This is a genomic window from Bradyrhizobium sp. UFLA05-108 (genome assembly GCF_059803455.1).
In genome coordinates, this window is record NZ_JBANAZ010000044.1 from 1 (window position 1) to 12,928 (window position 12,928).

Sequence of the window (12,928 nt, forward strand, 5' to 3'; positions counted from 1 at the left end):
GAAGAGCTGGCCTGCAATCGAACAAAGAGCTGACCAACCACCTTGACACACCAACTCCCCATGTGAGCAATCCAGAAATGCATCCGTTGAGATAATCTGGATTGCTTCGCTGAGCTCGCAATGACGGCGAAAGGTCCGCCATCGCATCTTCCAATCTACATTTCCAATCGCAGACGTGCAGTCTCGTTTTCGCGGCCTAGCCGCGTGATGGGAATGCAGTCCTGTTTGACTGCGGGCACATGAGTCCAAAGACGCATGCCGTCGATGTCCCCAACAGTAGTTCCCCGGAATGCGCTTTGGCGCCGGTTTTGCATAGTGGTCGGGAAAGCTGCTGGGGGAGCGAATCGCTATTTCTCCACGTCTGCCGCGGTTCGTGGCGGACGAATAGCGGCGCTTGCGCCCCGCGGCGGACACCGACCCGCGGAGACGAAGGAATGTTTGCAAGACATTGTACCGCACTCGTGCTTGGCGTGATCACGCTCGCCACGTCGGCGTTCGCGCGCGACGACGGGCGTTATGCCCATTCGCCGCTCAAGCCCTGGTTCGAGAGCCTGCACAGCCAATACGGGCAATGCTGCTCGGACGCCGACGGCTACGTCATCGCCGACGTCGATTGGGAATCCGACAACGGCCATTATCGCGTGCACATCGACGACGAATGGGTCGTGGTGCCTGACGGTGCCGTCATCACCGAGCCGAACAAGATCGGCAGGACCATGGTGTGGAAGCACTATGTCGACGGCCATCCGCGCGTCCGCTGCTTCATGCCGGGCAGCATGACCTGAGCATGGAACGCGCGGTGATGCGTCGTTTCCGGGGTGACGCGGGAACGCGGACCCCGGAATCCGGAGAAGTGAGGTGAGAGTCGGGATCGCGATTCGCGAGCCGCGGAATGAAAGCGTGTGAGTTAGCGCTGCTCGCTCGTCGCGGTCGCGCTCGCGAGCACCTTGACGCGCGGCGACAGCACGGCGATCTGCGCAGGCGAGGCGGGCATGCCTTGGACGGTTAGCGTCGGCGTGGAGGTCTGCTCCTGAACGTCGGCGGCGCCGAGCACCTGGACCTGCGTGGCCGAAATCGGAAATGACTTCACTTCGTAGGAGGGAAGCTCGCCGGCAAATGCTCCGGCGGTGCTGGCGATCGTCATGCCGGCAACGGCAATCATCGAAAGAATCCGCATACCCATTCTCCTTGGGAAGATAACCAATCGGAGGATTGGTCGCGATGACACCGGTGCAGGTTCGCAGATCTGCCAAACGTGAGCCAAGATATTTGGTTGCGCATACGAAGCGCGACGAAGCGATTCGGAAACGCTCCGCTGTTATGTTTCAGGACTGTTTCGTGAAGCCGCTCGCGAGCGAACAGGCTTCGGCTTCATCATGCGTTCCGCGCCAAGTCTCTACTTTTCGCACCGTCATGTCGGCATGAGGTCATCGCAATCCCTCACGGGAAGTCTCGCATCAGCGTCCCCGCAACGCCGCCATGCGGATGTCGGACGGCGTCGCTCCAAAGGCGCGTCGGAAGGTCCGGTTGAAATAGGAGATGTCGGAGAAGCCGCACTCGAAGGCGATCGCGCTGATCGTATGTGACGCAAATGCAGGATCGCGCAGCATCTGCAATCCGCGCTCGAGCCGGCGAGCGAGCAGGAATTCCGAGAACGTGGTGCCGTCGCGCTCGAACAGCTTCTGGACGTAGCGCGGTGTCACGCCGTGCCGCAAGGCCAGCGCCGCAACCGAGAGATCGCCGTCGCCGAGATGCTTGCGGATCTCCGCCTTGATCGATTGCAGCCGCGCGGCTGCAACACCGCGTTGCTGCGCCTCATGCGCCGCATCGGCATTGGCGCCGATCGCAAGCGCAGCGAGATCGACGATGTGGTTCGCTGCGACCTTCGCCAGTCCGACATCGTCGAGCGGGCCATTCTCATACAAGGTCTGCACGTAGCGGATCAGGAGCAGTAGCGCGCCGTTCTCGGCGGGGATCTGTCGCGCATAGGCCGCGCCGAGATCCGGGACCAGGGCCGAGACCTCCGGCCGTGGCAGCACGATGGTGATAAAGCTGCCGAAGCTGTGCATCGTGTTCGCGGATGGATCAGTACCCGATATCACCGAAGCGCTGCCGGGCCGGCCGATGATTTCGCGACCGAGTTGCTGTGTCGTGGCGGCTCCACTCATCAGCATGGACAATGCGAAGCCGTCCCTCGCACGGGCAAGGTGTTGCCGCGTGACGTGATAATGCGCAGGCGATCGCGATCCCGAGACCAACCCGACGCCGGGTAGGCCCTGGAACGTCACGCTGGCATGAAATGGTTGGTCGCTGATGGTCTCGATGTCGACGTTGGCGATGTTGCGGCCGTATATCTCGCGCCACATCGAAAGACGCTGGCGGGCCGGAAATGCATCAGTCGATGCCTGAACGGGAGAGAAGGACGGAGGAGGCGAGGTCATGCTGCGTAGTCGTGATCTACCGTCCGGCAGTTCGATGGCTTGGCCGCGTTGATAACGAATTCCGGCGCCATTTCAATCGCGATGGTCAGTGTGGCCGCAATACATCGTTTGTCACCAAAGCGTCAGATGAGTTCGCATCAGTCCCAACCAGTTCTCTCCAGTCCGAGCACGTGACGGCCTCGTGCGGATAGCTGTTCGCTCTCGCGTCGACGTTGACGCGATCGAAGCTGATTCTGGAGGAGTTGGAATGAGGTTGGGGCTCGGGATTCGCAAGGCGCTGCTGACGACGACGGCGGTCGCCGCGTTTGCTGCGTGTGGCGACACATCCGTCATGGCCGGCGATACCGAGGCCCTGCTCTCGCTGCTTGCCAGCAAGGGCGTGATCTCATCGAGCGAGGCGAGGGCGGTTACCTCCGCGCCACCTGCCGAGCAGGGCGATCGCCTGGTGGCAATCCTGCGCAAGAAGGGGGTGCTTGCCGACGGCGACATGCAGGCGCTGAAATCGAGGACGCGGCCGGTGAGCGTGGCCGCAACGGACGCCCGCCCAGCCGCGGCGTCCGTCGTGCCGCCGCCGGCCGCGACGCCTGCCGGCTCTGCGCCGATGCCGCGCAAGGCGGCGGCGTTCGAGGTCGGCGGCTTCGAGATCGCGCCCGTCGGCTACCTCGCTTTGACGGGCGTCAGCCGCAATACAAATACCGGCAATGCGACCACGACCAATTTCGGCGCGATTCCGTTCAACAACACCGTCAGCGGCAACAACACCGAGACGCGGCTGTCGGCGCAGAACACCGTGCTCGGTCTGCGCGCGCACGGCAACATCAGGGGTGTCGATCTCACCGGCTATTTCGAGGGCGATTTCAACGGCAACGACCCGGCGAACACGTTCGTCAATTCGAACAGCCACACCTTTCGGATGCGGCTAGCCTATGCCGACGTGAAGGCGGGCCAGTTCGAGACGAGTTTTGGCCAGACCTATAGCTGGCTGACGCCGAACCGCCACGGCATGGGTCCCGATCCCTCGGACATTTTCCTGACCAACAATATCGACCAGAGTTTCCAGGTCGGCCTACCCTGGGCGCGCCAGGCGGCGGCGCACTTCGCGTGGCACGCGACACCGAATTTCACCATCGGTGCCGGTATCGAAAATCCGCAGCAGTACGTTGGTAGCAACGAGGTGGTCTACCCGTTCGCTTTCAATGCGCAACTCGGCAATCAGTTCGACACCGGCGCAATTCCCGGCACGCCGAACCGGATGCCGGATGTGGTCGCCAAGGCAGCCTACGACAGCGACGTATGGTCCGGGACGCGGCTGCATCTCGAGGCAGCCGGCATGTGGCGGCATTTCCGGGCGAACAGCCTGGAGCAGAGTATCTCAAATTGGGTCTGGCACGATACGAATGGCTGGGCGGCAACGGTTGCGGGCAATCTCGAATTCTTCAAGACCTTTGCACTCGTGGGCAACGCGTTCTGGAGCGATGGCGGTGGCCGTTACCTTGGAGCGCTCGGCCCTGACCTCGTGCCGACAGTGACCGGTAGCGGCCCGGCGACGTACTCTGCCGCGCTTTCGACGGTTCGCTCGTACGGCTATCTTGCTGGCTTCGAGTGGCGCGTGCTGCAGCCAACAGTCCTGTCGGCCTATTACGGTCAGGCGTTCTTCGAGAACAACTACTTCCTGGATCCCACCAACCCGTCGCCCAATCGCTATGCCGGCTTCGGCTATCCGCAATCGTCGAATGCCGCCAACAAGCAGATCGAACAGTGGACGCTTGATCTCAAGCACACCTTCTGGGCTGACCCGCAATACGGCGCTATCACGGGCCTTGCGCAATACTCCTATCTGCGGCGTGAGCCCTGGTTCGTAGCCAACGGCGCGCCGCCTGAGGCGCATACGCACCTGTTCTTCACCGAGCTGCGCTACCAACTCCCCGGCAATTAGGCGAAATACGAGGATGAGACCAATGATCAAGCATGTAATTGCCCTCGCTTCGCTGTTGGGCCTGATCGCCGGCCAAGCCGCGGCGGCCGATCTCGCGGCGGTGCCCTATGCGCAGGTCGCGACTGTCGCACCACGGACCGGATTCCATGTCGGCGTCGCCGGCGGCTGGGGTCGCGGAACCTCGCGCCATGAGCAGACAAACTTCACGTTCGGCGGCGGCTTTGGTGATTCCGGGGATTTCGGTCAGACCGGGTGGATCGCCGGTGCCACGGTTGGATACGATTGGCAGTTCGGCTCATTCGTCGTGGGCGTCGAGGGTGACCTCTCGGCGGCCGACATCGACGGCAATACGTCGAAAGGTGGTTGCGCAGGTCCAATTCCGTGCCGGACGAGAATCACGTGGCTGCACACGGGCCGCGGCCGTGTGGGTGTGGCATTCGGCCAGTTCATGCCCTACATCACCGGCGGCATTGCGTTCGCCGGACTCAAGGCCAACAATTCTGTCGCAGAGAACTCCCAGACGGATGGTGTGCGGGGCGCGGTGGTCGGCGGCGGCCTGGAATGGATGTTCCTGCCGCAATGGTCGGCGAAGGCGGAGTATCTCTTCATCCCCTCGTTCACGACGACGACGCCGTCGGATTTGTACGGCACGCTGACCGAACGCAATGTCAGCCTGGTGCGGTTCGGCGTGAACTACCATTTCGGCTCGGACGGACCAGTGACGGCGCGATACTGATTGCAAGACGCGCAGGCCTGACTCGTATTGAAATGCCGGTAGCAAAATCTTGCTGCCGGCATTTCGCTCGATTGAGCAATCGTCCGAGACGGAACAGATTCGGACCGGCTCGATTATCCGACTTGCGGCAATTTTTTGTGCGTGCCTGCATGGCCGCGCATTTCGAGCGGGACTTAACCGCTTGTCGTCCGTTACCTGTCGCAGCGTACGGGTCCGAACAGGATGGCTGTCGAGACGGAACTGAAATTCCGCGTGCCGGTGCGCCATTGCAAGGCATTGGCGAACGGGCGCATGGCTGGCGGCAAGATCGGACCGCGATCCGAGAACGATCTGGTGTCGACCTACTTTGATACCAGAAAATACAAGCTGAAACGGCATGGCCTCACGCTTCGCGTGCGTGATGACGGTGATAAGCACATCCAGACCGTCAAATCGGCCAACGGTGCGCAGTTCGGCCGCGGCGAATGGGAGACGGAGATCAAAAACGGTGCGCCGAACCTCGACAAGGTGCAGGGCACTCCGCTCGAGCCGTTTGCATCCGGGAAGTTGCGTCGCAAGCTGAAGCCCGTGTTCGAGACATCGGTGCACCGCATCACGTTGCCGCTTCGTACCAGGAGAAGTGAGATCGAACTCGCCATTGATCGCGGACATATTGTCGCTGCGCAGCGCTCCAGCCCGGTCGAGGAGCTTGAACTGGAACTCAAGAGCGGCCGGCTCGTTGATTTGTTCCGCGTCGCAAGGTCGATCGAACGGAAATCGCAAGCCGAACTCGATCTGCGATCGAAATCGGATCGCGGTTATGCTCTGGCGCGCGGCGAGGAACATCCGGTTCTGTCCGCCGAAAGTATCGCCTTGAATGCCGACCTGAGGGCCGGCGAAGCCTTCCGGACCATCGGTCGCGCGACGGCACGCCATTTCTCGGGCAATGCCGACGCTGTCCGCAATGGCGATCCGGAAGGAATCCACCAGATGCGAGTGGGATTGCGCCGCCTGCGCGCGGCCATCTCATTGTTCTCGAACATCCTGTCCGGGACGGGCACGAACAGGATCAAGCAGGAACTGAAGTGGCTGACCAACGAACTCGCGCCCGCGCGTGAGCTCGATGTCTTCGTGACGGAGAATATCGAGCCTGCCACGCGCGATCTGTTGCTGCGCAGGGGCGGCAAGGCCATCAAGAAAGAGTTCCGTGCCAGGCGCGAGCGCGCCTTCGCGCGCGCAAGAGAAGCCGTCAATGCGCCGCGCTACCGGTCCCTGCTGGTCGATACGCTGCAATGGATCGAGGCCGACCAAACGATTGCGACAAAAGATGCCAAGGCGCCGATCGGCAAATTCGCCGGCAACCTGCTGCATCGCCGCATCAGGAAGCTGCGCAAGCAGGGTCGGCATCTCGACGAGATGTCTGCCCGGGAACGGCACAAGCTGCGCATCAGGGCCAAGAAGATCAGATATGCGCTCGAGTTCTTCGAAAGTCTTTTTCAGTCCAGGCGCGAACGGAAGCAGATGGCAGGGCTGTCCAGGCATCTGAAGAAGATTCAAAACGCGCTTGGCTCGCTCAACGATTTCGTCGCGCATCGCGACTTGGCTGTCGACGCAGCGCTCAAGGCGCGGGCGCCACGCCATGAGGGGCGCGCGCGTGCATTTGCTTCGGGCGTGGTACTCGGCCGGGAGGATCAGGCGGTCAAGCCGCTGGTGAAGGTTGCGGAAAGGGAAGTGCGGGGGTTGGAGCCGATCAGCGGATGAACTGGTTCGGCACTTCGCGGGCGCGCGTCGGCTATTCGGTTGGCTCCTCGCTGGTCTACCTGACCGGCGGTGTCGCCTACGGCAATGTCAGGACCACCCTTGTCGACACCAACAATTTCGGTCTGTTCGTGTTTGCCCACACCAGCCAGCTCCAGGAGCACATCTTCCGCTCCGGGCTGAACTATCATTTCAACACGCCGGTGGTGGCGAAATACTGAGACGACGCCATCGCGCATCCTGACTGCGCCTCGGACAGAGGTACGGTCGCGAGCCGATCACGCGCCGAGTTTGGACTCGCGTACCGTCGCGTCCGGCCTCTCGCGCAAGTCGGGATTGAGCGCGAGCCCGAGGCCGGGACCGCGCGGCGCCGACACCATGCCGTTGCGGACGACGGGAAGCTCCGTCACGAGATCGCGATACCAGGTGGAGAGGGTCGCGCGGACGACCTCCTGGAAGATCGCGGTTGGCGCATGGAGGGCGAGATGCAGGCCCGCCATCAGCGCAACCGGGCCGGTGCAATCGTGCGGCGCGACCGGCTTGTTGTAGGCCTCTGCAAGTGCCGCGATCTTGCGCGCCTCGCTCAGGCCCCCGCACCAGGCGATGTCGAGCATCACCACGTCGAGCGCTTCCGACGCAAGCAGGTTGCGGAAGCTTGCGGCACCCGCAAGCGTCTCGCTGCCGCATATCGGCGTCTTCACCCGGCGCCTGAGATCGGCGAGGCCCTGCGCGTCGTCCATCTTGCAGAGCGGATCCTCAACCCAGAACACGCCGTAATCTTCGAGCGCGCGGCAGATGCGTTCGGCGGTGTGGGCACCCCACAGGCTGTGCAGCTCGCACATGATGTCGATGCGGTTGCCGACGGCAGCGCGGATCTTGCGGAACGGCTCGAGGCCGGTCTTGAGATCGGTCAGCGTGATCGAGTGGCCACCATTGGCGGCGAAGGGATCGAATGGCCAGATCTTCATCGCGCCGTAGCCTTCACTCACGAGGCTCTCGGCGAGCGCGCCGGCGTCGCGCATGAAGGCAATCTGGTCGTCATAGGGGCCGAGTGCGGCATCGTCAGCGCCGATCTCGCGGCGTTTCGCGCTCTTGGTATTGTAGGCATAACCCGCGCAGGTGTTGTAGGCGCGAATCTCCAGCCGGCTCGCGCCGCCGAGCGCTTCGTGCACGGGAATGCCGTGGCGCTGGCCCTTGATATCCCACAGCGCGATGTCGATGGCGCTCGCCGCGCGGACCTCTGCGCTGACGCTGTGAAAGCCGAGATAGGGCGTTAGCAACTGGCGGGAGATCGCCTCGATCCGCCGGGAGTCTTGGCCGAGCACCAGGGGCGCCGCAAGCTCATGCACGGCTGCCTCGACCGCCTGCGCTCCGCGAAAGCTCTCACCGAGGCCGGTAAGCCCTTCGTCGGTCTCGACCTCGACCCAGATCAAGTTCGGCCGCTCGTCGATGCGGATGGTGCGCAAGGCGGTGATACGGGACATTGAGAGTCCTCTTGATTGTTGCTGTCCTGTCGCCGGCGCGACGCGGCGGTGTCACGTCACGGGCGCGGGATTGAACAGCGTCAGGTCGTTGTGGATGCCCCAGCGATCCGACCACGGCTTCGTGCGGCCGCTGGCGACGTCGAGGATCAGGCGGAACAGGTCCCAGCCGGTTTCCTCGATGGTCTTCTCGCCGGTGGCGATGCGACCGGCGTCGAAGTCGATCAGATCCTTCCAGCGCCGCGCAAGCTCGCTGCGCGTCGCGACCTTGATCACGGGGGCGGCGGCGAGGCCGTAGGGCGTGCCGCGGCCGGTGGTGAAAACCTGCAGGGTCATGCCGGAGGCGAGCTGAAGCGTGCCGCAGATGAAGTCGGAGGCGGGCGTTGCCGCGAACAGCATGCCCTTCTGCGTCGCCTTCTCGCCGGGCGAGAGCACGCCTGCGATTGCACTCGAACCGGACTTGACGACCGAGCCGAGTGCCTTCTCGACGATGTTGGCAAGGCCGCCCTTTTTATTGCCGGGCGAGGTGTTGGCGCTGCGGTCGGCGCCGCCGCGGGCGAGGTAAGAGTCGTACCAGGCCATCTCGCGCACCAGCGCGCGGCCGACGTCCTCGTTGATGGCGCGGCGGGTGAGGAGCTGGATGGCGTCGCGCACCTCGGTGACTTCCGAGAACATCACGGTGGCGCCGGCGCGCACCAACAGATCCGCGGCGTAGCCGACGGCAGGATTGGCGGTGACGCCGGAGAATGCGTCGCTGCCGCCGCATTGCAGGCCGATGACGAGATCGGAGGCGGGGCACGTCTCGCGCTTGCGGGTGTTGAGGATTTTCAGGCGCGCCTCGGCCTGCGTCATGATCGCACCGACGATCGCACCGAAGCCGTCGAAGGCTTCATCCTGCATGCGCACGATGGCGTCGTTTACGCCCTCTGGCACCAGCCGCTCGGGCGCAAGCTTCTCGCAACCCAGGCTAATAACGAGAATCTCGCCGCCGAAATTCGGGTTCAGCGCGAGGTTTTGCAGCGTGCGGATCGGCACGACAGCGTCCGGCGCGGCGATGGCGACACCGCAGCCATAGGCGTGGGTGAGGGGAACGACGTCGTCGACGTTTGGGTATTTGGGCAACAGCTCGGCGCGGATGCGCTTCACCGCATATTCCATCGTGCCCTTGACGCATTGCACGGAGGAGGAGATGCCCAGAATGTTCTTGGTGCCAACCGATCCGTCCGGATTGCGATAGCCTTCGAAGGTATAGCCTTCGAGCGGGGGAAGCGGAGCGGGGACGGCGGTCGAGATTTCCAGCTTGTCGAGCGCAGGGGCTTCCGGCATGCGGATGCGCGCCTCATCGACCCATTCGCCGGCTGATATCGGCGAGAGAGCGTAGCCGATCACCTCGCCATAGCGGACGATTGGCGCGTCTTGCGCGATATCGACCAGCGCCGTCTTGTGGCCTTGCGGCACGAAGGCGCGCAGCGTCAGCCCGCAGGCAAAGCGGGAGCCGGCGGGGAGCCCGAAATCATTGACCACGATCGCGACATTGTCGCGCTCGTTGAGCTTGACGTAGAGAGGCTGTTCTTTCGCTGCGACTGACTGGTCCATCTGCTCTTGCCTCATGAACTGAAATCGTAGGGTGGGCAAAGGCGCGACGCGCCGTGCCCACCATGCTTCACCCCGAACATAAGCGGTGGGCAAGCTTCGCTTTGCCCACCCTGCGACGATGGCCTATCAGCCAGGGAACGTGTAGCCGGTCTTCACCGTGGTGTAGAACTCGCGGGCGTACGAACCCTGCTCGCGCGCGCCGTAGCTCGAGCCCTTCCGGCCGCCGAACGGCACGTGATAGTCGACGCCGGCGGTCGGCAGGTTGACCATCACCATGCCGGACTCGCTGTTGCGCTTGTAATGCGTGGCGTATTTCAGGCTGGTGGTGCAGATGCCGGAGGCAAGGCCGAACTCGGTGTCGTTGGAGATCGCCAGCGCCTCCTCGTAGTTCTTGGCGCGGATGACGGCGGCGACGGGGCCGAAGATCTCCTCACGCGCGATGCGCATGTTGTTGTTGGCCTCGGTGAACAGCGCCGGCTGGAGATAATGGCCCGGGGTCTCGCGCTTGAGCAGCTCGCCGCCCCAGGCGAGCTTGGCGCCTTCGTCCTGGCCGATCTTGATATAGCGCAGGTCCTGATCGAGCTGGCTCTGATCGACCACCGGGCCGATATGGACACCAGCCTTGAGTGCGTCGTCTACCGACAGGCCGTTCAGGCGCTCGGCCACCGCCGCGACGAAGCGGTCGTGGATGCCTTCGGTGACGATCAGGCGCGAGGAGGCCGTGCAGCGCTGGCCGGTCGAGAAATAGGCGCCGTTGACGGCGACCTCGACGGCGGTCTTGAGGTCGGCGTCGTCGAGCACGACCAGCGGATTCTTGCCGCCCATCTCGAGCTGGAATTTCTTCATGGGGTTGGAGAGCACGCAGGCCTGCGCGATCTTGCGTCCCGTCTGCACCGAGCCGGTGAAGGAGATCGCGGCGACGTCCGGATGATCGAGCAGCGTCTGGCCGACCACGGAGCCGGAGCCGACGACGAGGTTGAACACGCCTGCCGGAATGCCGGAGCGGGTGATGATCTCGGACAACGCATGGCCGGAGCCCGGCACGAGTTCAGCGGGCTTGAACACGACCGTGTTGCCGTAGCAGAGCGCGGGCGCGATCTTCCAGGCGGGGATCGCGATCGGGAAGTTCCAGGGCGTGATCATGCCGATGACGCCGACGGGCTCGCGGGTGATCTCGACCTCGAGGCCGGGACGGACAGAAGCGCCTTTCTCGCCGATCAGGCGCAGCGCTTCACCGGCGAAGAACGCGAAGATCTGGCCGGCGCGGGCGACCTCGCCGATGCCTTCGGGCAGGGTCTTGCCTTCCTCGCGGGCGAGCAGGCGGCCGAGTTCTTCCTTGCGGGCGAGGATTTCGGTCGAGATCTTGGTCAGCGCGTCATAGCGCTCCTGCGGCGTCGAGCGCGCCCAGGCCGGGAAGGCGGCCTTGGCAGCCGCAATCGCTTTCTCGGTCTGCGCCTTGTCGGCCTTGGCATATTCGCCGACGACGTCGTTGGTGTTGGAGGGGTTGATGTTTTTGGTGATGCCGGAGCCGTCGACCCATTCACCGCCAATGAAATTCTTCAGGATCGCAGTCATCTTTTTCCTCCATACTTAAGGGGCATGATCCTCATCGGAAAACCGGTGTCCACTTTTCCGGGATCATGCCTGAAGTTTTTAGCGCACGAGGCAAGGACGCTTGTCGTCGAACGTCCAGCCGGGGATCAGGTACTGCATGGCAATAGCGTCATCCCGGGCACCGAGTCCATGCTGCTTGTAGAGGCCATGCGCGGCTTCGATGGCTGCCCGGTCGATTTCGATGCCCAGGCCCGGTTTGTCGGGAATGGCGATCTTGCCGCCCTTGATCTGGAGCGGCTCCCTGGTGAGCGCCTGGCCGTCTTGCCAGATCCAGTGGGTGTCGATGGCGGTGACCTTGCCGGGCGCGGCGGCGCCGACATGGGTGAACATGGCGAGCGAGATGTCAAAATGGTTGTTGGAGTGCGAGCCCCAGGTCAGTCCGTTGTCGCGGCAGGTCTGGGCAACGCGCACCGAGCCTTGCATGGTCCAGAAATGGGGGTCGGCCAGCGGGATATCAACCGCGCCGAGTCTCAATGCGTGAGACAGCTGGCGCCAGTCGGTGGCGATCATGTTGGTTGCCGTCGGCAGTCCGGTGGCACGGCGGAACTCGGCCATGATCTCGCGGCCGGAGAAGCCGGCTTCGGCGCCGCAGGGGTCCTCGGCATAGGCAAGGATGCCGTGCATGTTCTTGCAGAGGCTGACCGCCTCATCGAGCGACCAGGCGCCGTTCGGATCAAGCGTGACGCGCGCATTGGGAAAACGCTTGGCGATCGCGGTGACGGCCTCGATCTCCTGCTCGCCGCGCAAGACGCCGCCCTTCAGCTTGAAATCGGCAAAGCCATAGTGATCGTGGGTCGCTTCCGCGAGCCGCACGATTGTCTCGGGCGTCATCGCTTCCTGATGGCGCAGGTTGAACCAATCCGGCTTGCCGCTCTCGCCTTCGACATAGGCGAGGCTCGTCTTGCGGCGGTCGCCGACGAAGAAGAGATAGCCGAGCGTCTCGACGCTCTTGCGCTGCTCACCCTCGCCGAGCAGCGCTGCGACTGGCAGGCCCAGATGTTGGCCGAGCAGGTCGAGCAGCGCGGATTCCACCGCTGTCACGGCGTGGATCATCACGCGCAGGTCAAAGGTCTGCTTGCCGCGGCCGCCGGCGTCACGGTCCGCAAAGGCGGTGCGGATGTCGGCGAGGATGTTGTTGAGGGCGCCGACCGTCTTTCCAACCACGAGATCGCGGGCGTCTTCCAGCGTCTTGCGGATCTTTTCGCCGCCCGGCACCTCGCCGACGCCGGTATGTCCGGAGTTGTCGGTGAGGATGACGATGTTGCGGGTGAAGAACGGCGCATGCGCGCCGCTCAGATTGAGGAGCATGCCGTCGCGGCCGGCGACCGGGATCACCTGCATCGACGTGACGATTGGCGCGCCGGAAATTCCGCTCTCGACCATCTTC

Annotated in this window: 11 protein-coding genes; 5 read left to right on the top strand and 6 right to left on the bottom strand. The window is 63.5% G+C overall.

The genetic code is table 11. From position 1 onward, the window contains the following. The first annotated feature begins 434 nt into the window (after positions 1-434). Entirely contained in the window at positions 435-785 is a 351-nt protein-coding gene (locus SO140_RS28235) for a hypothetical protein (protein WP_449377023.1), read from the top strand. A 122-nt stretch (positions 786-907) separates the two neighbouring features. Here SO140_RS28235 and SO140_RS28240 read toward each other — a convergent pair whose 3' ends face one another. Both SO140_RS28240 and SO140_RS28245 read right to left on the bottom strand, forming a co-directional pair. Then, positions 908-1,177, bottom strand: coding sequence for a hypothetical protein (locus SO140_RS28240; RefSeq protein ID WP_449377024.1), 270 nt, complete (start codon positions 1,175-1,177; stop codon positions 908-910). A gap of 280 nt (positions 1,178-1,457) precedes the next feature. Then, positions 1,458-2,441 carry an AraC family transcriptional regulator gene (locus SO140_RS28245; protein ID WP_449377025.1) on the bottom strand — a complete coding sequence of 328 codons (984 nt, stop codon included), beginning with the start codon at positions 2,439-2,441 and terminating at the stop codon, positions 1,458-1,460. 247 nt (positions 2,442-2,688) lie between these two features. On the opposite strand from SO140_RS28245, the gene SO140_RS28250 reads away from it, so the two are divergent. The 4 genes from SO140_RS28250 (at position 2,689) to SO140_RS28265 (ending at position 7,071) form a co-directional block, all read left to right on the top strand. Next, positions 2,689-4,377, top strand: a complete 1,689-nt coding sequence (locus SO140_RS28250) for a hypothetical protein (protein WP_449377026.1) — start codon at positions 2,689-2,691, stop codon at positions 4,375-4,377. Positions 4,378-4,399: 22 nt separating this feature from the next. Beyond that, positions 4,400-5,113 (top strand): outer membrane protein, encoded by a 714-nt coding sequence (locus SO140_RS28255; protein ID WP_449377027.1) that lies wholly within the window; start codon positions 4,400-4,402, stop codon positions 5,111-5,113. A 222-nt stretch (positions 5,114-5,335) separates the two neighbouring features. Next, a complete protein-coding gene (locus SO140_RS28260; protein ID WP_449377028.1) occupies positions 5,336-6,853 on the top strand; it encodes a CYTH and CHAD domain-containing protein in 1,518 nt (505 codons plus the stop codon). Further along, positions 6,850-7,071, top strand: coding sequence for a hypothetical protein (locus SO140_RS28265; protein ID WP_449377029.1), 222 nt, complete (start codon positions 6,850-6,852; stop codon positions 7,069-7,071). The genes SO140_RS28260 and SO140_RS28265 overlap by 4 nt, the downstream gene beginning before the upstream one ends. Before the next feature lie 57 nt (positions 7,072-7,128). Here the strand turns inward: SO140_RS28265 and SO140_RS28270 are convergent, their stop codons facing one another. The 4 genes from SO140_RS28270 to gudD form a co-directional block, all read right to left on the bottom strand. Next, complete coding sequence (locus tag SO140_RS28270; protein ID WP_498541598.1) at positions 7,129-8,334, bottom strand: mandelate racemase/muconate lactonizing enzyme family protein; 1,206 nt, start codon at positions 8,332-8,334, stop codon at positions 7,129-7,131. A gap of 51 nt (positions 8,335-8,385) precedes the next feature. Further along, entirely contained in the window at positions 8,386-9,927 is a 1,542-nt protein-coding gene (garD, locus tag SO140_RS28275; protein WP_449377245.1) for a galactarate dehydratase, read from the bottom strand. Between the two features lie 126 nt (positions 9,928-10,053). Further along, positions 10,054-11,502 carry an aldehyde dehydrogenase family protein gene (locus SO140_RS28280; protein ID WP_449377031.1) on the bottom strand — a complete coding sequence of 483 codons (1,449 nt, stop codon included), beginning with the start codon at positions 11,500-11,502 and terminating at the stop codon, positions 10,054-10,056. A 78-nt stretch (positions 11,503-11,580) separates the two neighbouring features. After that, positions 11,581-12,924, bottom strand: a complete 1,344-nt coding sequence (gene gudD, locus SO140_RS28285) for a glucarate dehydratase (RefSeq protein ID WP_449377032.1) — start codon at positions 12,922-12,924, stop codon at positions 11,581-11,583. Positions 12,925-12,928: the final 4 nt, after the last annotated feature.

What these genes read in the sequence shown, in the direction of transcription:
- SO140_RS28280 (WP_449377031.1), bottom strand. Translation starts at nt 11,502, where the DNA reads ATGACTGCGATCCTGAAGAATTTCATTGGCGGTGAATGGGTCGACGGC.
- SO140_RS28245 (WP_449377025.1), bottom strand. Translation starts at nt 2,441, where the DNA reads ATGACCTCGCCTCCTCCGTCCTTCTCTCCCGTTCAGGCATCGACTGAT.
- SO140_RS28255 (WP_449377027.1), top strand. Translation starts at nt 4,400, where the DNA reads ATGATCAAGCATGTAATTGCCCTCGCTTCGCTGTTGGGCCTGATCGCC.
- SO140_RS28250 (WP_449377026.1), top strand. Translation starts at nt 2,689, where the DNA reads ATGAGGTTGGGGCTCGGGATTCGCAAGGCGCTGCTGACGACGACGGCG.
- SO140_RS28270 (WP_498541598.1), bottom strand. Translation starts at nt 8,334, where the DNA reads ATGTCCCGTATCACCGCCTTGCGCACCATCCGCATCGACGAGCGGCCG.
- SO140_RS28265 (WP_449377029.1), top strand. Translation starts at nt 6,850, where the DNA reads ATGAACTGGTTCGGCACTTCGCGGGCGCGCGTCGGCTATTCGGTTGGC.
- gudD (WP_449377032.1), bottom strand. Translation starts at nt 12,924, where the DNA reads ATGGTCGAGAGCGGAATTTCCGGCGCGCCAATCGTCACGTCGATGCAG.
- SO140_RS28235 (WP_449377023.1), top strand. Translation starts at nt 435, where the DNA reads ATGTTTGCAAGACATTGTACCGCACTCGTGCTTGGCGTGATCACGCTC.
- garD (WP_449377245.1), bottom strand. Translation starts at nt 9,927, where the DNA reads ATGGACCAGTCAGTCGCAGCGAAAGAACAGCCTCTCTACGTCAAGCTC.
- SO140_RS28240 (WP_449377024.1), bottom strand. Translation starts at nt 1,177, where the DNA reads ATGCGGATTCTTTCGATGATTGCCGTTGCCGGCATGACGATCGCCAGC.
- SO140_RS28260 (WP_449377028.1), top strand. Translation starts at nt 5,336, where the DNA reads ATGGCTGTCGAGACGGAACTGAAATTCCGCGTGCCGGTGCGCCATTGC.